This window comes from Bacillus sp. DX3.1 (genome assembly GCF_030292155.1).
Lineage (GTDB): Bacteria > Bacillota > Bacilli > Bacillales > Bacillaceae_G > Bacillus_A.
On sequence record NZ_CP128153.1, the window covers coordinates 3,008,319 to 3,030,995 of the forward strand.

The 22,677-nt window shown below is 34.9% G+C and carries 24 protein-coding genes, 1 riboswitch and 1 other annotated feature; of the genes, 9 read left to right on the plus strand and 15 right to left on the minus strand.

What is annotated here, in order from left to right; translation table 11 throughout:
* Nucleotides 1-437: 437 nt before the first annotated feature.
* The 7 genes from QRE67_RS14925 to QRE67_RS14955 form a co-directional block, all read right to left on the minus strand.
* Nucleotides 438-1,085 (minus strand): hypothetical protein, encoded by a 648-nt coding sequence (locus QRE67_RS14925; protein WP_286120950.1) that lies wholly within the window; start codon nt 1,083-1,085, stop codon nt 438-440.
* Between the two features lie 102 nt (nt 1,086-1,187).
* Complete coding sequence (locus tag QRE67_RS14930; protein WP_286120951.1) at nt 1,188-1,946, minus strand: SDR family oxidoreductase; 759 nt, start codon at nt 1,944-1,946, stop codon at nt 1,188-1,190.
* A 129-nt stretch (nt 1,947-2,075) separates the two neighbouring features.
* On the minus strand, nt 2,076-3,731 hold the full coding sequence (locus tag QRE67_RS14935; RefSeq protein WP_286120952.1) for a putative ABC transporter permease subunit: 1,656 nt from the start codon (nt 3,729-3,731) through the stop codon (nt 2,076-2,078).
* On the minus strand, nt 3,724-4,449 hold the full coding sequence (locus QRE67_RS14940) for an ABC transporter ATP-binding protein (RefSeq protein WP_286120953.1): 726 nt from the start codon (nt 4,447-4,449) through the stop codon (nt 3,724-3,726). Before QRE67_RS14940 ends, QRE67_RS14935 begins: the two co-directional genes overlap by 8 nt.
* A gap of 223 nt (nt 4,450-4,672) precedes the next feature.
* Nucleotides 4,673-4,867: a hypothetical protein gene (locus tag QRE67_RS14945; RefSeq protein WP_286120955.1), complete on the minus strand. Its 195-nt coding sequence runs from the start codon at nt 4,865-4,867 to the stop codon at nt 4,673-4,675.
* Nucleotides 4,868-5,115: 248 nt separating this feature from the next.
* Nucleotides 5,116-6,138 carry a tyrosine-protein phosphatase gene (locus QRE67_RS14950; protein WP_286120956.1) on the minus strand — a complete coding sequence of 341 codons (1,023 nt, stop codon included), beginning with the start codon at nt 6,136-6,138 and terminating at the stop codon, nt 5,116-5,118.
* Between the two features lie 110 nt (nt 6,139-6,248).
* Nucleotides 6,249-7,082: a hypothetical protein gene (locus QRE67_RS14955; RefSeq protein WP_286120958.1), complete on the minus strand. Its 834-nt coding sequence runs from the start codon at nt 7,080-7,082 to the stop codon at nt 6,249-6,251.
* Nucleotides 7,083-7,209: 127 nt separating this feature from the next.
* Here QRE67_RS14955 and QRE67_RS14960 point away from each other — a divergent pair, with 127 nt between their 5' ends.
* Together QRE67_RS14960 and QRE67_RS28920 are read left to right on the plus strand one after the other, a co-directional pair.
* The gene (locus QRE67_RS14960) at nt 7,210-8,049 is read left to right on the plus strand and encodes a DUF2785 domain-containing protein (RefSeq protein ID WP_286120959.1); all 840 of its coding nucleotides are present in this window, start codon (nt 7,210-7,212) and stop codon (nt 8,047-8,049) included.
* A gap of 724 nt (nt 8,050-8,773) precedes the next feature.
* On the plus strand, nt 8,774-8,869 hold the full coding sequence (locus QRE67_RS28920) for a hypothetical protein (RefSeq protein WP_483298708.1): 96 nt from the start codon (nt 8,774-8,776) through the stop codon (nt 8,867-8,869).
* Here QRE67_RS28920 and QRE67_RS14965 read toward each other — a convergent pair.
* Nucleotides 8,866-9,429 (minus strand): undecaprenyl-diphosphatase, encoded by a 564-nt coding sequence (locus QRE67_RS14965; protein ID WP_286120960.1) that lies wholly within the window; start codon nt 9,427-9,429, stop codon nt 8,866-8,868. The genes QRE67_RS28920 and QRE67_RS14965 overlap by 4 nt on opposite strands.
* Nucleotides 9,430-9,946: 517 nt before the next feature.
* Between QRE67_RS14965 and QRE67_RS14970 the strand changes: the two genes are divergently transcribed.
* Nucleotides 9,947-10,150 carry a DUF1657 domain-containing protein gene (locus tag QRE67_RS14970; protein ID WP_286120961.1) on the plus strand — a complete coding sequence of 68 codons (204 nt, stop codon included), beginning with the start codon at nt 9,947-9,949 and terminating at the stop codon, nt 10,148-10,150.
* A gap of 1,503 nt (nt 10,151-11,653) precedes the next feature.
* On the opposite strand, the gene QRE67_RS14975 is transcribed toward QRE67_RS14970, so the two are convergent.
* Nucleotides 11,654-12,652 (minus strand): tryptophan--tRNA ligase, encoded by a 999-nt coding sequence (locus tag QRE67_RS14975; protein ID WP_286120962.1) that lies wholly within the window; start codon nt 12,650-12,652, stop codon nt 11,654-11,656.
* Between the two features lie 41 nt (nt 12,653-12,693).
* Nucleotides 12,694-12,903, minus strand: a binding site (T-box leader).
* Nucleotides 12,904-13,137: 234 nt separating this feature from the next.
* On the opposite strand from QRE67_RS14975, the gene QRE67_RS14980 reads away from it, so the two are divergent.
* Together QRE67_RS14980 and QRE67_RS14985 are read left to right on the plus strand one after the other, a co-directional pair.
* Nucleotides 13,138-13,599 (plus strand): GNAT family N-acetyltransferase, encoded by a 462-nt coding sequence (locus QRE67_RS14980; RefSeq protein WP_286120963.1) that lies wholly within the window; start codon nt 13,138-13,140, stop codon nt 13,597-13,599.
* 38 nt (nt 13,600-13,637) lie between these two features.
* A riboswitch (cyclic di-AMP (ydaO/yuaA leader) is annotated at nt 13,638-13,781 on the plus strand.
* 102 nt (nt 13,782-13,883) lie between these two features.
* Complete coding sequence (locus tag QRE67_RS14985; protein ID WP_286120964.1) at nt 13,884-14,027, plus strand: hypothetical protein; 144 nt, start codon at nt 13,884-13,886, stop codon at nt 14,025-14,027.
* Nucleotides 14,028-14,358: 331 nt separating this feature from the next.
* Here QRE67_RS14985 and QRE67_RS14990 read toward each other — a convergent pair whose 3' ends face one another.
* Complete coding sequence (locus tag QRE67_RS14990; RefSeq protein WP_286120966.1) at nt 14,359-14,928, minus strand: CGNR zinc finger domain-containing protein; 570 nt, start codon at nt 14,926-14,928, stop codon at nt 14,359-14,361.
* A gap of 90 nt (nt 14,929-15,018) precedes the next feature.
* Between QRE67_RS14990 and QRE67_RS14995 the strand changes: the two genes are divergently transcribed.
* Together QRE67_RS14995 and QRE67_RS15000 are read left to right on the plus strand one after the other, a co-directional pair.
* Nucleotides 15,019-16,206: an MDR family MFS transporter gene (locus tag QRE67_RS14995; RefSeq protein ID WP_286120967.1), complete on the plus strand. Its 1,188-nt coding sequence runs from the start codon at nt 15,019-15,021 to the stop codon at nt 16,204-16,206.
* A 59-nt stretch (nt 16,207-16,265) separates the two neighbouring features.
* Nucleotides 16,266-16,889 (plus strand): LysE family translocator, encoded by a 624-nt coding sequence (locus QRE67_RS15000; RefSeq protein WP_286120968.1) that lies wholly within the window; start codon nt 16,266-16,268, stop codon nt 16,887-16,889.
* Nucleotides 16,890-17,071: 182 nt separating this feature from the next.
* Here the strand turns inward: QRE67_RS15000 and QRE67_RS15005 are convergent, their stop codons facing one another.
* From QRE67_RS15005 to QRE67_RS15020, 4 genes are all read right to left on the minus strand, one after another.
* A complete protein-coding gene (locus tag QRE67_RS15005; protein ID WP_286120970.1) occupies nt 17,072-17,617 on the minus strand; it encodes a DUF2179 domain-containing protein in 546 nt (181 codons plus the stop codon).
* Between the two features lie 462 nt (nt 17,618-18,079).
* Complete coding sequence (locus QRE67_RS15010) at nt 18,080-19,402, minus strand: hemolysin family protein (RefSeq protein ID WP_286120971.1); 1,323 nt, start codon at nt 19,400-19,402, stop codon at nt 18,080-18,082.
* 123 nt (nt 19,403-19,525) lie between these two features.
* Nucleotides 19,526-19,933 carry a MerR family transcriptional regulator gene (locus QRE67_RS15015; RefSeq protein WP_286120972.1) on the minus strand — a complete coding sequence of 136 codons (408 nt, stop codon included), beginning with the start codon at nt 19,931-19,933 and terminating at the stop codon, nt 19,526-19,528.
* 283 nt (nt 19,934-20,216) lie between these two features.
* A complete protein-coding gene (locus QRE67_RS15020) occupies nt 20,217-20,573 on the minus strand; it encodes an SH3 domain-containing protein (RefSeq protein WP_286120973.1) in 357 nt (118 codons plus the stop codon).
* A gap of 239 nt (nt 20,574-20,812) precedes the next feature.
* Here QRE67_RS15020 and QRE67_RS15025 point away from each other — a divergent pair, with 239 nt between their 5' ends.
* The gene (locus tag QRE67_RS15025) at nt 20,813-21,712 is read left to right on the plus strand and encodes a DMT family transporter (RefSeq protein WP_286120975.1); all 900 of its coding nucleotides are present in this window, start codon (nt 20,813-20,815) and stop codon (nt 21,710-21,712) included.
* Nucleotides 21,713-21,953: 241 nt separating this feature from the next.
* On the plus strand, nt 21,954-22,142 hold the full coding sequence (locus tag QRE67_RS15030) for a DUF1272 domain-containing protein (protein ID WP_286120976.1): 189 nt from the start codon (nt 21,954-21,956) through the stop codon (nt 22,140-22,142).
* 27 nt (nt 22,143-22,169) lie between these two features.
* On the opposite strand, the gene QRE67_RS15035 is transcribed toward QRE67_RS15030, so the two are convergent.
* Complete coding sequence (locus tag QRE67_RS15035; protein ID WP_286120977.1) at nt 22,170-22,655, minus strand: GNAT family N-acetyltransferase; 486 nt, start codon at nt 22,653-22,655, stop codon at nt 22,170-22,172.
* Between the last annotated feature and the right edge of the window lie 22 nt (nt 22,656-22,677).

Here is a 22,677-nt window from a genome sequence, read left to right on the forward strand (position 1 = left end):
TGGTGGTGGCGCTGAAATTTTAAAAGAATACTTATAGAATGGGCCGTCCTTACTCTGGACGGTTTTCTTTCCTCGATTGAGTATCCATACCTGCAAATTAGTTGACATAATAAAATTATGATATATACCATTGTGTTTTTCATCTAAATATAAAAGTACTATTTTAAATAGAAATAAATAAAAGAAGAAACGTATGTTGGTTTCTCCTTCTTTATATATAAATCCATTTTGATTTTTCGACATATAGCCGTGGCTATGAATAACAAAAGGTGACCGGCACTCGTTTTCTCTCTTTGTTTTCACTTCGTATGGGGCAGGAAAAGGACCTGACCGCTTCTATGCATGAACGGATGCTCTCTCCCACCTAAAAAGAAGGGTTTTATGTCGGTTTTTTAATTTGTATTTATATAAAATACTCTATTTAAAAATCAATTATTTTATGAAAGCTTATTTATAAGTTGATTTAAATCTTGCTTTGATTTTGTCGTTAACGATTTAATTCGTTTTACATCGATTTTTTGTTTCTCCGTTGCAACGATTAACGGATATATGCTTTGCCCGATTGTTTTATAGTCAGTTGGATGTGCCGTTTCTAATTCTTTTTCTACTACATCCCATTTCTCATTAATTTGTTTTCCGAGCTTGTTTACCGTATCCAATTTTGGGTTAGCCGCTAATTGTTTATCTAAGCTTTCAATCAATTGGACAACTTCTTTCACATTTGTTTTCACATTCAACTTCTGTTTTGGAGTTGTTGCTGTTGTATCTTTATTCGATGTTTTCCCATTTGTAGTTTGATCCGTAGTTTTAGCATTTGTCTCTTTACTAGTTTCTTCCTTATCTGTCGTTTCTTTTGAACTCTTTTGGTCATTACCTGATTTTCCAGTAGTAGTAGTTGTGTTTGTTTCTTTCCCCTCGCCTTTCGTCGCGCTCGTTTCGTCTGCACTCGTCGTTTTTGCATCTTCTTTCGCGTTTGTTTGTTCCTTTTTCATTTCTTGCCCCTGATCTGTGGAGGTACTACAAGCTGTAATGGAGAGCATTGTACCAATTGCTAATGAAGCAATCGTAATTTTTTTCATTTTCATAAAAAGCCTCCTATACTTACAAATTAAACCTCCCTAATACGATTCTATTTATTATTGAAAATTCCTTTTCACTCTATTTTTTGTAATAAACTGTAATATTTATCAATAAAACCCACCATTTGAATGAATCACTTGCCCGGTTACCCACGCTGCCTCTTCACTTATTAAAAATGAAATGAGACGTGCCACATCCATTGGTTCTCCAATTCTACCAGCTGGAAACCTTCCAATAAGAGATTCCTGTACTTCTTTATTCATCCACCCTGTTTGTGTCGGTCCTGGATCAACTGCATTTACAGTGATTCCTTTTTTTGCTGCAGCCGGTGCTACTGAATTTGTAAATGCTTCAATTGCTCCTTTTGTTGCTACATATGCAAGTTCATCTGGCATCGGTCCTAACGACTGTCCGGAGGTAAGATTAATAATTCTACCACCCGTTTCCAACGTATGATTTTTGATAAATAATGCACTTAATAGCATTGGCGCACGTACATTGACCGTATAGTGTCGGTCTAGCTCTTCTACATCCAATTCATCATAATTTGTATTTGTCGAATAAGCTGCATTATTGACTAGAATAGATGGTTCACCTAAACGTTCTGAAGCCATGTATAATAGACGGTTTGGTGCATATGACTGCGCTAAGTTCACTTCTGCCATTTCACATCGCACACCAAAATTTTCAATTTCTTTTTTTAATAAAAATGGTTCCTGATCGTTCATCCCCCATGGCATTGCTTTATCGTAACGAGGCCAGTATGTAAAAAAGATATCAATTCCTTTTTGAGCAAGTAGCTTGCTAACTGCTGCTCCAATTCCATCTAAACGTGTTGCTCCCGTAACAATTGCTATTCTCGTCACTCGCTTCTCCCCCTACACAATATAGTAAAAATTTCATCAGTGTCTTTCTCTATCCCCACTGGTGATTAGTTAAATCCATTGGGCTTTAACGGGATAAATCCTCTGCACAAATACAGAGGATTTATCATTTTATTTAATATTTGCTAAAATACGTTCTGCATCTAGTTGTAAACTGCGGGTTACAATTACATTTACTATCGTAAACACAATTAAAAGAATGAAAAACATTCCCCACATACCAATGCCGAAGTAATAGTATAAAGCAAACACACCACCAACAATAATTAAATCTACTAAAATATTCGCTAGGAAATTCCATAAAGTTGTATAACGGCCTTTAAACAATTTTTGTTCTGTATCCCAATTAATATCAGCAGTTTGTGCATCCCAACGTGCACCAATTAAGTTGTTGAACCATAGGCCATTTGCACAAAGTAAAAACCATAGCAACATAAAGAGTGGAGAAACACCAGCAACAAAGATTAAAACAAGACCAAAAATAGCTAAAATCGTTATATTAATAGACCAAGCTGTCAATACTTTTGCAAAAAATAGGTCTGCTGCTTTCACCGGTAAATAACGATTCACAAACCATGTACGTCCATCTCTAGAAAAAGATGTTGTTGCAATTACATTATTCCCCATTAAGAGTAGTCCTGCACAAAAGCCAATTCCAATTGCAAGACCAGTATATTCTGGATTTTCCACATAATTAGTCAGCCATGTTAAGTTGCCATTTTGCACAAAAATAACAAAGAACAACATGATTGGCATAATAAATGTTTGAACGATACAATTTAGAAAAAACTGAGGTGTTCGGAATAAAATACGAAACTCTTTTTTTACATATGCTTTTAAATGTGAACTTTGAATCGTTGCTTTATTAAAGCTCTCTGTTGAAATAACTTCCTTTTTCGCTGTGCTCGTTGAAAGGCCAATTACCCCTTTTAAATATGTACGCTGCGAAACATAGAAAAATAATACGAAAAACGCGAAAGAAATCGCTGCAAAAATAAGAACATACAAAATTCCTTTCCACGATGCATGTTCTACTAACCCCATTGCTCCAAAATACGATGATGGAAAGTAATTTGTCATTTGAACCAAAAGTGATGATTGATTGTCTGTAAAATAATTTGCCATCATATCACCAGATGCGACACTTTTGTTTTTCCATTGAATGAATAGATTGATTCCGACGATAAAGAATAAGGAAAGCATCCCAATAAAGATATTGCTGCGATCTTTATTTTTAGCAATATTTGTGTAACGCATAATGACTGTCATTAAAAGTGACGCAAGCACAAGTGGAATAATTGGGAAAAATAAGTAAACGAGTAAAGTATATAAATAGTATGTAATAAATGCACCGCTTTGCATGCCGTAAACAATAAAGATTGGAAGTATAACGAAAGATGCCATTACATATTGAGTAATTAATACAGTAATAAATTTTGCCGTAATAATATGTGATGGTTGTAATGGTAACGGTAATAACGTTTCAACATCATCGCTGTAGTAAAAAACAGTTAAAATGGTTGTAATACTAATAACAAATACCCAAATACTACCGACTGCTAATCCCATACCAATAATTGTACTTTCTTGGCCAATTGGCTTTAATCCATTGTACATTCCTAACGTAAGTGGACCGATAAACAGAAATCCACAAAATAAAAGTGCCAAAAATGAAAATACATATATCCAACGTTTCTTTTTATCCGATATAATGTCCGCATAATTTAATTTCAACAATACTTTTGTTAATATCCAAATTTTATTCATTACCTGTCATCTCCAAGAACATTTTTTCAAGAGATTCGTTTGATTTAAAATGATCTCTCATTTCATTTAAATTTCCTTGGAACTGCAGATTCCCTTTATTAATAATTGCAACGCGATCACATAATTTTTCAGCCACTTCTAATACATGCGTGGAGAAAAATACAGTTTTTCCTTTATCAGCATGTTCCCGCATCATTTGTTTTAAGATAAATGCCGATTTAGGATCTAGCCCTGTCATTGGCTCATCTAAAATCCACACATCTGGATCATGAAGCAAAACACCAATAATAATAATTTTTTGTCTCATACCATGTGAATAACTTTGAATCTGATCAGACAAGGCATTATACAAATCAAATCTCTCTGCTAGCGTACGAATCTTCTCTTGTCTTACTGCATTTGGAACTTCATATATATCTGCCATAAAATTTAAATATTCAATTCCTTTTAATCGCAAAAACATATCCGGGCTATCTGGAACATAGCCAAATGTTTTTTTTGCTTCCAACGGCTCTTCCGCAACATCTTTTCCATTGATTAAAATTGTTCCTTTATCGATGGAATGAACACCCGTTACCATTTTAATTGTTGTAGATTTCCCTGCACCATTTGGACCTAAAAAACCAAAAATCTCTCCACTTGGTATCATTAAACTCAAATCTTTTACAGCAAATGTAGTGCCATTATAACTTTTTGAAACATTCGAAATCTCGATCATATTATCCAACCTTTCCCTGTTTTACCAATAAACTATATTCCTATTATAACATAATTATATTTTTAGATTTTTAAATTCTTTCTGATTTTTCATTTTTCATTAGGATACTTTATAGTCAATTGTTAGACAGGGCATTAAATTCTAACGCTTTCCAAAAAGATTGGCGCATTCAGAAGAGAACATTTATAACGCAGTGCTTTTCTTCACTCAAACATATATTTCTTTAGCCCTGAAAATATATATACAAACCTACACCAACAAACAAAACGACCGCTAACAAAATATAAATCATCGTAAGTCTCGTAATATTCCCTTTCGTTGATCCATCATAATTTGCATCCGCACTCTTTCCGACAAAAATCGTTCCCGCAACTGTAATTACTACAAGCGATAGTGTTACTAGTACCAACACGAGCATAATGTCTCCCCTCCCTTTTCCATCATTTTACAACATTTTCACTGTTTATAATGTATAAATAGTTTTGTTTTTCTGAATTTTAAGTGAAATAAACTGAAACACTTCTGAAGTAAGGTACTTTAACAAAAAGGATAAAAGACCATTAGCCATTTAGAAAAAGGAAAATAGAATTAAAAAAATCTAGATAGAAACAGATATATGACACAAAAAGTCATCTTCTCTTCCACCTAGATTTTTTAAATTGAATCTTATTTTCCTTCTAATAATAGCGTTTTAATAGCTACTAATTGTTCTTTTGTAAAACCGATTCCTTTTTCTGCATATACTTCTACAGAACCGTATGTTCGAGTGATTTCATCTAGTGCAGCTTGTAAATACTCAGCACGTGCTTCAAACATAGCACCTAAAATTGCTCTGCTCTCTTCATCTTTGAGCTTTGCTCCTAAAAAGGCCATCATTTTTTGATTTAACTTTTCACGAAATCCGTTACTTAATAAATAATCTTGCATCACTGTCTCTTCTCGTACACCAAGAACAAGTAATAATAAAGCAGACGCAAAACCTGTTCGGTCTTTCCCAGCTGTACAATGATTAACAAGTGGTAAATTTTCTGGATCTTGCGCAAGTTGTAAAAAGCGTACAAACGCTTCATTATCTGTCACAAAGTCTTTATTCATTTTCACTAAATATTCACCAGGTTTTCCAAGCATCGATACATCACCAATTTCGAAAAACTCATTTATATTTAAATCTTTCGCTATATCTTGCATCACAGGTAAGCCAACTTGGCGAACACCATTCATTTCTGGGTTTGGTTTGTGTTTCACTTCAAAATCTGTTCGGTAATCACATACGAGCTTCAACCCTGATTGTTGTAAATACTGAATATCTTGTTCTGTTAGTCCTGCTAATTCTTCAGAACGATATAATTTCCCCCATTTCACTCTGCGGCCATCTGTCGTTTCATAGCCACCTAAATCACGGAAGTTAAATGCACCTTGCAAAGGTAATCGGCGCTCAGCTACTGTAATAGCTTGTCCTCTATTTGTTACTAATCGAAAATAAGGTCGCGCTTCACCGCTAGGGTCTTTTACCATGCAAGACGATGCACCTGTTACTTTTATTAGAAATTGTCCTTTTTCTTCAATATGTTCTGAAGAAGTGTTCCAATAAATATTTACTTCGTCTACTAAGTCGTCCCACTGTATATGTAGCATATTTTCATGATTTCGTTCTACTTTTGCCTGTAGCCAACCTCTTTGTTGCTCCATGATCTCACCAACACTTTCTCTATATAATCCTTACCAAACTCTATTGTATTATAATGATACCGCTCATGTCGTTACTATATTTATAACATTCTTTAATCTACTTTCTAAGATTAAGAAAAGATTTCCTTTACTTTCGCAACCGTTGAACAAGGTGTGCCACGAAATATATAAGCGATTTGTTCTTCTCCTAAATCTTGATACACAACTGTTCCCCGTTGAGGGTGTGTGTAAAATTCTAATCCATTAATCATTTGTACAGAACCATAATTTCTAATCCACGACGTAGTACGATAATAACTACGCTTAGAATGGCGACATACCCAAAGTGTATATAGCTGTTCTTTCAAATCCCAGTACACATACTGTATTTCATCACGCCCTAAACCGATCGATTCAAGTCGCCAAGACGAAAGAATTGTAATTGGTAAGGAAGAAAACTCTATTTCATTTGGTGAATACCAGTTACTGCACCGGCTTATTTCACCGCCAATTGGTACTCTTGCTTGAAAGCTCAATGTGTGAAACGGCTTATTGACTTGTTGCTTTGCTTTCTCTAGTTCTAACGGCTGTAAGCCTTCCAGAAACTGTTCCATTTCTTGTTGTTGCACAAACCCTTCATCAATTGAAACTTCGACTTGCGTTTTCCACTTGGAAATGACATAGCTATCTTTCCCTTTATAGTTAATACCTCTCCAATAAAAGAGTCCATTGTACTGAAAACATTCACCTTGTGCTTGATGAATACAGCTATCAGGAAATGTTGGCTCCATAATGTCTAGAAAAAACTCTTTTACCCGAAACGTTCCTGTCGGTGTGATAACTTGAAACCAAAGTGTTTCCCATTTTTCTCCTTCTTGACGGTCTGAAATATTTTCAATATGCCATCCATCAAATAATAAGACTGGATATAGCGAAATCATATGCTTAAACTTTTGTTTCAACATATATAGCCCCCTCCTTCTTGAATACTTCGTGGGTTTGTAGCATTTATCCTTGCACGAGAGGGATTGTCTTCGAATATATAGAATACTAGAAAATAAATTGTTATTAATGTACAGAGGAGGAGCATCTTTGGATATCATTACATTACAACAACAATTGGAGCTCATTCAGCAAAACGACTATACGCAAATGTATAACATTGATCTTAATGAGTTAAGTATACATATGCTTCAACATATCGGTACTACCGATGGTTATGTACGTGAAGAATTAATATATAATTGCTTTTCACATTTTATTCTTAATGAACTCCTTCCACAGACTCAATTAGAAAAGTTATTAACAACATGCCTCGATCAAAACTATTTATTTTGTGAAATTAACTGCCCAAATACGGATGGAGTTTTTACTCGTTCTTTTACAACATTATTAATCGCATTAATTTTAAAGTTCGATACCTCTCATTCTTTTTTATCTGTAGAAAAACTCAAAGAAATTAAAGAAAAACTTATTGACTATACGAACCGTGAAAGTGATTACCGAGGCTATGTAAAAGATAAAGGTTGGGCCCATAGTATCGCTCATGTATCCGACGCTTTTAATGAAATGATTCACAATCCAAAAATTCCACTTGAATGGTATGAGGAGATTGTTCATTGTATTTTAAATAAAATATTTATTTATTCGACTGTACATCACACCAGTGAAGATGAACGTATTGTAACACCTCTAATTACTATGCTTTGTCATGGACTCCCGAAAGGGCGGCTTTGTTATATTATTTATACAAAAATGAAACGATTACCAAGCTTTAAAAAAAGACTCCCTCTTTATGAGTATTGTAAACTATGTGCAAATGTCAAAACATTTTTACGAACTCTATTTTTCAGAACCAAAAGTGATCCCATCCTTTCATCTGTAGCAACCCAAACAGCTAAAATGTTGAACGAATTACCAAAATACTACTAATACAAAAGGAGTACATGATGAAAAACCGATTCGTACTCGAAGCGATTGAATCTAATCATTAGGATTATCCGATTAAGATGACATTTATCCTGTTATTCACTTGTTTTAAAATGCTCTTTAATGATTCAAAATTACATGGTTCTGCCCCAATCCTGCCCTATAACTTAATAAAGTGAAACTTTGATCAGTGGAGGTTTTCTTCATCCTTCACTGATCATTAGTTGAACCATTCGGGCTTTTACGGGCGATTTATCCCCCACCTAACTTCTTTGCTTCCTGTCGAACTTTGAGGTGGGGGTATTACTGCCCGCAAATAGCGGAATAAAGTGAAACTTTAATCAGTGGGGGTTTTCTTCATCCCCCACTGATTATTAGTTGAACCAATCGGGCTTTTACGGGCAGTTTATCCCCCACCTAACTTCTTTGCTTTCTGCAGAAATTTGAGGTGGAGGTATTACTGCCCGTTAATGCGGGATAAACAGAAACACCTCCATATATTCGTATCTAATTAAATACGATATAAGAGGTGTTTTTCCTTGTCTTATTCTATTGAGTCACTCTCTATATCGCTCTACTCCAATTAGGTTCTTTTATATTTAAGAATAAGCTATATGATAATATTTACATTATCCTGCTATTGATTATTCTTTTCTTAAATTTCTTCAGAAGGTTCTTTAGTTGAATCTGGTTCATCTTCATTTAATTATGAAGGCATTGCCTAGATATCTGTGAGTTTACCGTAAAATGTATTTCGAGAAAGAGTTACTTTAGTAAAAAATGTGCAAGATTATGTGCTGTGATTTATCAAAGATATCGTTAGGAATGTTTCAAATCCACAAAAATTAGTTTTCTATATATATTTATAATCCAGGTAACAAAAGAATTAAATAAATATGTAGTATTGTCAATAGCTATACTAGTTAACATTCCTATGAAAGCACTTCCTATTATATCAAATGGATAATGATGTCCTAGCCAAATACGTGAGAAACCTGTCAAAATTGCAAAAAACCACATGATTGAGCCAAATAAACGTTCGCGAAGTAAGATGGAAGTTGCTAAAGCAAACGCCACCGTTGTATGTTTACTGGGAAATGAAGAATTATTCTTTGATGGAATAAGTAAACGTACACGATGTATAACAAACGGACGAGGTTTAAAGTAAAAAAGCTGGATAAAACGGTTTATACATAAAGCGAACCCTACTGATACTCCTGCAAATAAAATAATTTTTTTGTAGGAATTACTTCTAAACCACATTAAAGCTAATAAAAAAATGTACAGGAATCGAGTCTTTTGTGAAATAAATATCATAAATGTATCCAAGGTTGAATTACGACCAGCTAGACGATTGATAGCCCTAAACATCTTGTAATTCATGCAGATGCTCTCCTTTATTTTTGAGAATTATATAGATATCATCCCCTCGCGAAAGAAAAATATGTAATGTGCATGCCCTTTCTTATTATTCTACTTAGTAAATAATATTCCTTTCTTCAACTATCCTGCCCCCGTTAGCGCAATAAGAAAAAACGAAATCCCTTCTTTATTAAGATAAGATATTTCGGTTCATCTTTTTTATAAAACTTTATTTTCTATGTTCATTTTATATAAATCCATTTTGATTTTTCGACATATAAGCCGCGGCTATGGATAACAAAAGGTGACCGGCACTCGTTTTCTTTCTTTGTTTTCACTATGTCTGGGCAGGAAAAGGATCTAACCGCTTCTATGCATGGCCGGATGCTCTCTCCCACCTAAAAAGAAGAGTTTTATGTCGGTTTTTTAATTTGTATTTATATATACAAATCATCTCCCCTAAAATTGGACTGTATACTTTGATACAAAGATAGATATCCTAAATTTTGAAGTTATATTTTTAAGGAGGAAACAATTTATGACAGTAGTCACTAAACTCAAACAAACCATTTCTGGTTTAAAAAGTGCGCAAGTATGTTTAGAAGAATTTGTTCTTGATACTGACAATCAGCAAGCAAAGCAACTGTATCAAAATGCAGCTCAGCAAACACAGACAATTATTGATTCTTTAGAACCACGCATTCAGGAGATTCAACAAGAGGAACCTCAATATAATCAATAAAATGCGGTGATTGCCAGACCTTTGGCACAAGTAGAATAATAGTTGGACTTATATATTTGGAAAGTATTTATACTCTTAGGCTAACTGAAAAAGGATGATTCAATATCATCCTTTTTCTTTAGGTGATTTCACATAATTTAAGAGAAATGGATGATATTTTTTCTTCCTTTCCTTTGAAATTTTTAGTTTTTAAAATGAAATTATCCACACATACTACCGTTACGCCTTCAACCTAGAATCACTTCTTTAGCTCAGGCTTTCGAGAACCTTCCAACAGGCTCGACAATTCGAGGACAGTTAATTCGTAAAGCTGTTTCCTCGTTTTTTCTTGTTTATCAATCTTTTATACAATTAACTTGCATAATTTTTTTTATATCGCAAACACTACCCATAAGCCGTTCGAACTAGCGGCTTCACTCTTTCAATGGCTAGGAAAACAAATTACCTTCCTAGTCAAACTCACGAGATCCACAGGCAGACAGCTTACATAGTTGTCTGCCAAATCTTAAGAAATCTTTTGTATATTTTGTAAATATTTATACATACTATCCTTAAGCCGCTTGGGCTGCGGTTGTATTCTATGTCAACTAGCAATCTCCGTGTTAAACGCTTTACTGGCAGGCAACTTTTTTAAGTTGTCTGCCAAACCATTAATGTTTTTGTATAATTGATGATATTTTTGTACATACTTTTTAAAGAGCTACCAATACTGACATTTCCATTCTCTCCCTGACGGACTCCCCTCCGTTACCCAAAGGCTTTAATAGCAGGCAACTTTTTAAGTTGTCTGCTATTTTTTGTATAATTCTTTTCATTTTACCCATACTATCTAGGAACCCTTTACCAATACGAGTCATTTTGGAACTACTTGGCTCCTCCTGAAGTTTTACTTTTGATAAGACAAGCGAAATCGCTTGTCTTATTCTTAAGTGAATGCCTCCAGCTTTTAATTCTCCTAAACGTTTTGCTACGAAAGATTGATCCTTATCGTATGGTAACGCTACTAGTGGCGTATTATAATAAAGTGAAACTTTGATCAGTGGGGGGTTTCTTCATCCCCCACTGATCATTAGTTGAACGAATCGGGCTTTTACGGGCAGTTTATCCCCCACCTAACTTCTTTGCTTTTTGCTGAACTTTGAGGTGGGGGTATTACTGCCCGTTAATGCGGGATAAATTGCCTCATTCACACTATTCATTCCACCGAGAGTAATAAACGACTGCAGCTTGCTAAAGAACTTGGTGCTAAACTTGCCAAGCTAGGCCGGGACATTCTGCATCCATCTTGAAATGGATGGACCTGAAAGAATATGAGACTTATTTACAATTTGCACGAAATACTTTTGGACAAAGTGGATAAATATATGGGATATATCGAAGACGATTCATCCCCACCTTACTTATTGGGCTGTGCCCTTCATATTCCTTGAGGATGGAGTGTTCTCGCCTATTTTTTGATAAAATAACAAAACATGTTAATAGACAAAAAAAATAAGGGAACGCTTATCGTTCCCTGTCATATCCAATCCGTTTTTTAATTTCGGCTAAATTCATCTTCGCAATTTCTCTAGCACGTTCCGCTCCACTTTCTAACGCTTCGTACAATAAGTGCGGTTCATCCATATACCTTTCATACTTTTCTCTTGGCTCTTCTAATTCACGGTTTACAACGCGAAATAATTCTTTTTTCACGTCTCCCCAGCCAATTCCGATTGCATACTGTTCTCGCATTGTTTGTACTTCCTCTTTCGTTGCAAATTCTTTATATAACATAAATAATGTTTCCGGTTCCTTCGGCTCATTTGGCAATGAAGAATCCGTTTTTATTTTAAAAATCAACTTTTTCAATTTTTCAGGTTGTGCAAAGAGAGGAATCACATTTCCATAGCTCTTACTCATTTTCCTACCATCAAGACCAGGCAAAATAGCTCCTTCTTCCTGAACAATATATTCCGGAAGCGTAAAAGTTTCTCCAAATGTATTATTGAAATACGTCGCAATATCTCTTGTAATTTCAATATGCTGGATTTGATCTTTCCCAACAGGTACATGACTAGACTGGAATAATAAAATATCTGCTGCCATTAAAATAGGATACGTGTACAATCCCATATTTACACCTGTATCGATATCAACACCTGCTTCTTTATTGTGCTCTACCTTTGCCTTATATGCATGCGCTCGGTTCATAATCCCTTTCGGAGTTAGACAAGCTAAAATCCACGCCAACTCTAAAATTTCGGGCACTTCGGTTTGCCGATAAAAGATAACATCTTCACCTAACCCTAATGATAACCACGTTGCAGCTACCTCTTTCGTATACTCACGAAACAGCTTTGGATCTTGCACAGCATTTAGCGCATGATAATCAGCAATAAAATAAAGCGCCTTTCCCTCCCTATTTTTAGACATTTCCAATGCTGGTTTAATCGCCCCAATATAATTTCCTAAATGCGGATAACCAGTCGGCTTAATTCCTGTTAACATCACTTTTTCTCCCATAATAACTCCTCCTTTGCAAAACAAAAGAGCCTCTCATCCTAGAAAAGGACGAGAGGCTCCCGCGGTACCACCTTTATTAGCTAATGTCATAGCTCACTTAAAACTTCATTAACGTGAAGTAAACGTCTTAGCCTACTCATTTCGGCTAGAAGCTCCAGAGTCCATTCCATATTCGTCTCTTACTGATTCACACCAACCATCAGCTCTCTATAAAGTTCCAAATATGTACTCTTCTCTATCATCGCTTTTTGTTTATTTTTTACATTATATCACATTTACATTTCTGATAAATATAAATATTCCGTTTTATTTTGCAGGTATTTTATTTTATATGTCTAATTATATAAAGGTTTGCAGAAAAGGATTATACAACTACAGAGGAATTATCATGGTAAAATACATTTCAATTCTTGGTTCAACAGGTTCAACCTGTTTTAACTATCCTTTATAATTATTATGACACATTTAGTAATGGAGGGATCCCAATGATTCGTCAGCTTTCACACACTTCAATCAAAGAAGCAAAAACCATTTTAGACATTCAAATTCCTGCTTATCAAGTTGAAGCAAAGCAAATTAACAGTTTGAGTATTCCCCGTTTATATGACACCGTACAAGATATTCAAAATTGTAATGAAACCTTTTATGGTTATTTTTCCGAAAATGAGCTTACTGGATTTATTTCTTTTATACAGGAAGAATCAATTATCGATATTCACCGTCTTGTTGTATCACCACGTTACTTTCAAAAAGGGATCGCAACAAAGTTATTAATTCATTTGTTCCATACTCACCCGTATGTAAAAAAATATATCGTGCAAACAGGTAAAGCGAATACCCCTGCACTTCTCTTATATAAAAAGCATGGATTTACTGAAACACAAGAAATTTGCCTACCTAATGGACTGATTCTCACAAGTTTACAAAAGTCAGAAAATAATAAATAGTTTGATTATAAAGTATAAATATGTTATCCTGTATTTTATAAAACCTTTTGCTGAATCCAAAATTTGGAACGGGGGAACCATTTCTGTGGCGTATGCTACTTGGGGCGAATCTTTTTGAAGTAGGGATACTCTCACATCCCGAGTCCGACAGCTAACCTCGTAAGCGTATTGGGAGAGGAAGGTGCTTTTTACCTATGATACACAGTATCCCTCCTTAACTATAAAGTATATGGTATCCATTTCATTAAAAAAAACCTATATTTATAGAAAAGGAGACTTGTCCAATGTTACGTTTATCAGATCATGAAATGAAAATGATGGAGCAGCGTGTTAGATTGGAACAACAACGTACGTATCAAGCAAATAAAATTGTAGACAGTTTACATCACAAATATTTTTTTCAGCATATTTTCCAGCCGAAAAGATGAAGTTGCATTCCCATTAAAACTAGATAAAAAATAATTAAATTCATGTCCCTTTTGTATAGGGGATGATATATAATGTTTTGCATTATATAATTTTATAGTATACCACTACATGTAGTGGTATACTTTTTCGTTTTAAAAATGATTACACTTTGCAATTCAATTTATCATGGTAAGAAGATTGTATGATGATGTCTTGATCTTTCAACTTCAAATTTGTATAAAATGGATGCTTCTAACTAAAAATAAAACTTCTGTTATTTTCCATTCTTCATACGACCAAGTAAAAAAACATGCTGTATCTTACTCAGATACGGCACGTTTTTTACATAAATCACATGATATAATTTGAACTTCCTTTTCTCTTCGCACGATAGTTTTTCACTTTTGCAATTGTACCACACGCTCTTCCTTCTCTTCCCCCAGCATACATGCCGCACCAACGTTTACTTCCATTACGCGAATGATCATAAAAGACCCAGCGACAATCTGGACATGCTTTCAACCTTCCCCAGTTCTTATTGGAGATTGCTGCCATAATTATTTGCAAAATCATCGTATATAAATTACGTTCCCCAATCGGTTCATATGTAATTGCATCCATACGCTCTGTTACGCCTACTTGTAACGGATATTTTTCAAACCAGCCATGTAATGACTTTTGCTGTTCAATTGCGTCACGGATCGCATCTCGAAACTGTTTTACTTCCTCTAATGTTCCAAACAATACCTCTTCGTTCCAATATTTTTCTATAAATAGCTTCACATCTTCCACCGTTTCCAGAGTATCTAATGGATTCCGTGTATCATTCGGAATTCTCCATGTATTTAAAAAGCTTCTTATAATCTCTAATTGATCCGGAGCTGTCTGATTTTGTTCCAAATGAACGCACCAACTTTCCATAATTTACTTTTTTCTTACATTGTGTATAATTATAATATAAAAACGTTAACCAGTAATCAATTTTAGTGGTTACACAAAAGGAGGAGTCAAATGAACACTTTTTCATCACCCATACGCTTTATACTTGTTTCTTCATTTTTCATGACATTGGGGCATTTTGCAGTGTATGCCTTTCTAGCAATCCATTTATCTACTTTTTTACACTTTTCTCCTGTACAAGTAGGAACGACTTTAACCATTATGACGATTACATCACGTGTCATTCCTTTATTCTCCGGTATACTAGCTGATCGAATGGGGTACATTGTCATGATGACGATCGGTATGATATTACGAGGAATTGGTTTTATTTGTTTAGGTGTATTTTCAGAGTTTCATACGATTTCTATTGCAGCGGCACTTATCGGTTTTGGAACCGCATTTTATGAACCTGCTGCACGTGCTATATTTGGATCACAGCCAGCTCATGCTCGAAAAGATATGTTTACATACTTAAATCTTGCTTTTAACGGCGGAGCTATCATTGGACCAATTGCAGGTGTTTTTTTACTCAAATGGAATCCATTATATCCGTTCTTGTTAACTGGATTACTGATGTTACTATTTTCATTTCTTATTTTTCTTCTTAGATCTCACTTCCATGTTGCTAAGGCAGAAACGGAGCTCTTATCAGGATTAAAAACCGCAGTGCAAAATAAGCACTTTCTCTCTTTCTCGCTCATTATGATTTTCTTTTATATTATGTTTACACAGCTTACCGTTGCATTACCACTCCATATGAACAACATAAGTCACAACCAGAATTTAGGCGGACTCGTCATTACAGTTAACGCACTCACAGGTGTGATTTTTATGATATCGTTTAAGAAAATCTTTCACAAATACAATACAATTTCCATTGTAAAATGCGGCGTTCTATTAATGGGAATTTCATTTTTATTGATTCCCTTCTTTTCTCATCCGTATTGGTTATTCGGTTGTGTTATCTTATTTACGATTGGCGAAACACTTGTATTACCAAATGCCGACATTGCTGTAGCAAACTATAGTAACGGTACATATACTGCAACCTATTTTGGTTTTTATCAACTGTCACTAGCGGCTGGATTTATTATTGGTAACTATACAGGAACATGGTTTACAGCAAAACTTCAAGACATGTATACACCTTGGATCTTTTTTGGCGTTATTGGGATCATCGGTTCATCTTTCCTTCACCTTTTAAAGAAATCTACACAAAAATATACAGAAGAATTATGTATAAAAACAAATTCATAGCATTACAAATCATATAATCTATGATAAAATAAGGAAAATTTTACTAAAGGGGTGGATATATGGATCTTTCAAATCTAATTGCTTTTGTCTTTGCAGCCATGCTATTAACATTAATGCCAGGGCCTGATATTTTATTTGTCCTCGCACAAAGTATGACGCAAGGTAAAAAAGCAGGGATTATGACGGCGCTTGGGCTTTGCACGGGTATTACCGTACATACGTTAGCGGCTGCACTTGGAATTTCCGCTATCTTATATCATTCTACAATCGCTTTCCAAATTTTAAAGTATGTCGGAGCTATTTATTTGTTATATCTTGCTTGGCAAGCATTCAAAGAGCGCAATGAAGGAATTGGAGAACAAGCCGCCATTACATTAAATTACGGTGCATTATACCGTAAAGGGATTTTTATGAACATATTAAATCCAAAGGTCTCTCTTTTTTTCTTAGCCTTCTTACCACAATTTGTAACACCAAGTACCGGTCAAGTACCAATGCAAATGATTATTCTTGGCATTTTATTTATGCTACAAGCCATCGTTGTCTTCTCCATTATCTCCTTCTTATCTGGTATAATCGCAAACAAATTACTAAAAAATCCAAAGGTTGCGAAAGGCGTCAATCTATCTAAAATAGGAATTTTTGCTATTTTAGGAATCCGTTTAGCACTAACAGAAAAATAAAAGGAGAAGCTTCTTTCAGCTTCTCCTTTTTCTTCCCCCGCACTAACGGACAGTACGATCCCTATTTCAAAATTATGAGAATTCAACGTAATCAGGCGAGGGATCAACTGCTCATAAGAGCCCGATTGGTTCAACTAACCATCAGTGGGAATAAGGTCCTCTACACTGATGGAAGTTTCACTTTATGATGCATGGTCATTCTTTTTCATTAATGCTCGTTTTTTCATTGCTTTTGTTAAGTAGCCACCTTTAAAGGAACGAATCTCGTACGAAGACATAAATGCTTTCGGTGCAATTCGATTAATAACCTCTAGAAGCTCCTTTTCACGCGAACGCTTCGCAAGAATATCTAAACGGTAACGAATGGAGTTAATCCCTTCACCTTCAAACACAGTTACACCAAATCCTGCATGTCTTAGTTCATCAACAAGTTCATTACAACGATCTAGTAAACTAACTTGATACGTAATATATCCAATTGCCAATTTATTTTCAATATAACCACCTAATAGAAGTCCAGCACTAAAGCCAATGACATAGGCTACAATATTCATCCAATTCGATAAGTCTTGAAATACAATCCCTAAACTAACAATATAGATCGCACCTTCTAACAACCCTACACCGGCAGCGGACTTCGTTTGATTTTTTACAAGCAAAATCGTACGAATCGTTAAGGTTGGAACATAAATAATTTGTAGTAAAAAAATAAGCAGCGCTTGTAACATTTGCATCCACCTCTTTCAAAAAGTCTTTTGTCATAATAACATATTTACGTATAAGAAAGCGATGGATTTTTTCAAAATTTTCATCCGTTTCCCAGGGGAAATTTTGAAAACGGATGAAACAACGAAAAAAAAGAATTCCTTGCTACAAAGATAGAACTACACAAGAAAAAGGAACCGTTTTTCGGTTCCTTTTGTTACTTTTATAAAGTGAAACTTTGATCAGTGGGGATTTTCTTCATTCTCCACTGATCATTAGCCCTCACGAATCGGGCTTTTACGGGCAGTTTATCCCCCACCTAACTTCTTTGCTTCTTGCAGAACTTGGAGGTGGAGGTATTACTGCCCGCAAATAGCGGGATAAAAGTATATTTTACTATTTCAATAGAGGTAGGTAACGCAACTTGAATCAAAATATCCGCTCCTAATTCCCATTTTTACATTGAGCAAAAAAGAAGCAGCAACTTAAACAGTTGCTGCTTTCTCTTGTTGATGATCAATTTTTCGAATTTCAACGCGTTTAATTTGATATGCATCTTTTTCAAGAACTTTAAACTCATAACCTTCCGCTTCCACACATTGACCTTCTTCAATTTCATGATTTTGCATCATAATCCATCCACCAATTGTATCTACATCATCTTCTTCGATGTGTAAACCAAATAAATCTTTCACTTCCGTAATCAACACTTTTCCATCTACAATTTTGTGATTGTCATTTATGTGTTGAATTGGTGGACTTTCATCTTCATCATATTCATCACGGATTTCGCCGACGATTTCTTCCAATATATCTTCAAGCGTTACAATTCCGGCTGTACCTCCGTACTCATCATATAAAACAGCCATTGGAATTCGCTTTTTCTGCATTTGCAGAAGTAAATCATGAATTGGAGTAGTTTCCATAACTTCAATAATCGGACGCATATACGTGCGAATAGATGATAAATCTTCTTTATCGTTGTTCATGTATCGAATAAAGAAATCTTTTACGTTGACCATACCGATAATATCATCTTTATCTTCTCCAAAGATTGGATAACGTGTATATCTTTCACCTTGGATAATCTTCATGTGTTCTTCTACTGAATCTTCGAGATAGAAACCAACGATCTCTGTACGCGGTACCATAATTTCTTTCGCAATGCGGTTATCGAATTCAAAGATATTATTTACATACTTATATTCCGCTTGATTAATCTCTCCGTTTTCATAGCTGTCTGAAAGAATCAATCGTAATTCTTCTTCAGTATGAGCTACTTCATGCTCAGAAACTGGCTTCAAGCCGAATAATCCAGTTACAACACGCGCTGAACTGTTTAGTACCCAAATAAATGGATACATAACTTTATAGAACGTCATCAAAGGTCCAGCAAATAGTAAAGTTACTTTTTCAGCCTTTTGAATTGCCATTGTTTTCGGTGCCAATTCACCTACTACAACGTGCAAATAAGTCATTGTCATAAACGCAAGACCGAAAGTCAAAACTTGTGAAATGGAAGGATTTAAATTCCATTTTTCAAATAATGGATGCAATAATTTCTCGATTGTCGGTTCACCTAACCAACCAAGTCCCATTGCTGTAACTGTAATTCCTAACTGACATGCAGATAAATATTCATCTAAATTCGTTGTTACCTTTTTTGCTGCTAACGCACCGCGTTTTCCTTCCGCAACAAGCTGATCAATGCGACTTGTACGTATTTTAACAATCGCAAACTCTGCTGCTACGAAAAATCCAGTAAATGCGATTAAAATCGCAACCATGACTAAATTAAATATTTCCAATGAATCCCCTTAGTAAAAAAAACTAAGGTGTTCACCTCCTGTATACTATAATGTTTTCTTATTTTTGTTTCATTAGAAAACATAGCGCTATACAGAAATTAAAGGGGCCGGATACAGCTTATATTATAAAAGTAGTATAAGTGTTTGTATTAAAGCTGTCGTTTGACCAGATAAAGACTTCGATATTTTGTCACGTTGTGAATCTGTTAACCCATCTAACAGAGGTTTCAACTGTGTTAACTCTGTTTCTAATCGATGGATATGGTCTGTCACTTCATTCACTTGTCTCGAAACGTGTTCATTGATACCGAGCAGCTTCTTCTTCTCCTCGATCCTCTCTTTAATCTCACAAAGCGGCATATGCATTTCTTTGCACTTCTCAATAAATTGTAATGTTTCAAATGCTGTTTCGTCGTAATAGCGATAATTAGATTGAGATCGCTCCGCTTTTAAGATACCTAGATTCGTATAATAATCAATCGTTCGTTTCGATACATGAGCCAAGTGAGCCAACTGTCCGATTCGATACACCTTCCCAACGATTTTCCCCCCTCATTTATATTAATAACATCATACAGCACATAAACTGTACAGTCAAACGTGACGGTTAATTACATTGTAAAAAAAGATCCGCTTTATGATGCAGATCTCTATTTCGATTGTTGTATATTCCATTATTTTTTGACATATCATTTGCAGTATAATGAGTAATGAGAGTAATTAGAAACAACAAGATATACAAGCACTCTACAACATTATAATACGTATTTAATACATATAATGAGTTCATGAACTGTATACTCCAGTAAGCCTTCTACTTCACTAACCTTACGTTTTGTTTTGGGACCCATCCAGCCTGTTCATTTTTTATTTCTTCACACCAAATCCAACCATTTAATCCCTTCAAACCAATAAGAACATCTCCTATTTCTACATCTAATTCTTTCGCTGTATATGTTTCTAGCACAATACCGACATCATTTTTATCACGTATTATAATTTGCTCTGGAACCCACCCTTCCCGACCATCATGCTCTGCACGACAATATACCCAATTCTTCCAGTTTTCTGGACCTGAATATGTATTCCCGATTAATACTTGATCCCCTTTCTCTAATCTAATCGGCTCTGGATAATTACTTATATGAGACTGAATCACTACATATTTCATATTAACCCTCCGATAATCTGAAAATTAAGTTATAATTTCATTATAAACTTATTCATGAGAAAGAAATACAAAACATAGAAAGGAGGATATTTATGTACTACAAACACTTATTCGAAAACGACCAACCAGTAGTCCGTCTATAATCTAAGACGGGCATACGTATCCTTTACGAAATAAACATGCCTCGTCTTAGGATTCCATAATATATAATCCTAAAATAGACGGAGGTTACTTTACTTATGAAGCAAACACTTTTAGGCGCAATCTGTTTATCACTCGCAGCGAGTATTTGGGGCGGTATGTACGTTGTCAGTAAATATGTATTAGACTTTGTTCCCCCACTTACACTCGTTTGGCTTCGTTTTATAATTGCTTTTGTAGTTTTATATGTAATTCTAAAAACTACAAAACGGAAACAAAAAACTACGCTACAAATTAATAAAAGAGACTGGTTACTCTTTGCTTGGATCGGTTTCATTGGTTATTTCATCTCAATTACATTTCAATTTGTTGGGACGAAATTATCAGATGCTCACACGGGCTCTTTAGTTACAGCAGCTACCCCGGCATTTATGGTCATATTCGCAGCCGTGATATTAAAAGAAAAGCTAACTGCTCGTAAAATCATTTCTATCGTCCTAGCAACAATAGGTGTCATTATCGTAATTGGATGGGATATAGAAATCGGGACCTATTTTGTTGGCACAGTCATTTTAGTTGGTGCTGCAATTACGTGGGCATTACTATCGATTTATGTCAAAATTGCTTCTAGTCGTTTTTCTTCCTTAACCATTACAACGTATGCGATATTCTTTGCGCTCCTTTTCATTACACCTTGTATGATTTGGGAGCTACAATCTAATCCGATTGGAAATATAAACGCCTATATCGTCTTAGGCATTCTATATTTAGGTATTATTTCTACTGCTGGCGCCTTTTTTCTTTGGAATAAAGGTTTGGAGTTAATGGACGCTAGTATCGGTTCCCTATTTTTCTTTTTCCAGCCCATTGTTGGATCATTACTAGGGTGGCTACTTTTAAATGAGAGGTTAAATATTAACTTTTTTATTGGCGGTGCTTTGATTGTGGTAAGTGTTATCGTTGTAACAATAGAAAAGAAAAATGCAGGTTCTATATAAGAACCTGCGTTTTTTCTAAGTAAATATTCTATCCTGAACCTTTCCACCCTTTTCTAATCGCGTAAAAAGATAGACAGTTCATACATAAATCATCAAATTATCAATTCATAAATAAATAGAGATAATTCATTTCAAGTGCTACATCATTCTACCAATTCCGTTTCACATACAAAGGTAATTCTCATCGTTTTCAATTATGATTGAATTATGAAAACACATTCAAACAATAGGGGGAATTTACATGGCACTAGAAATGAAAACAAACTGTCAAACCTGTAGCACTGCTCTTCAATCGGATTCAGAAGCGTACATATGTGTATATGAATGTACATTTTGTGCACCGTGCACAGAAAAAACGTATCAGGTTTGCCCAAATTGCGGTAGTGAATTAGTACGAAGACCGAGAAAGAAAAAAAGAGCAAAATCCTAAATATTAGGTTTTGCTCTTTTCTCTTCACTATGAATCCATTAATAACTCCATTCGATATATTTTTGGCTTAAATCCTTGTTTCTTATAAAAACTAAGCGCTTCTTCATTTACTGCATATACACCAAGCTCTAAAGCATCTGCCTCTGTTTCTTTTGTATAAGAGACAGCATGTTCTATTAATTGTTCTCCAATTCCTTGCCCCCGATAACGCTGATCGACACTTAAATGATACATATCAACTACTTTTCTATTCATGTAAATGTCTAAATTTGGTGACTGTACAATTTTTAACAAAGAATAGGCGATAATATCCCCATCACTTTCTTCTTCCATAACAAACACTTTTGATTCTTCACTATCAATTATTTCTTCATAATATTTTGGATCTAATGCATTTGTTGTCACCGCATAAATATCAGGTCGTCTTTCAGCATGAAGTTTCTGCACTTGTTGCGTAAGTCTCGCAACTGCTTCAAAATCATGTAATGTCGCCTCTCTTATATTTCTTTTCACACTCCATCCCCCTTCTATAGCA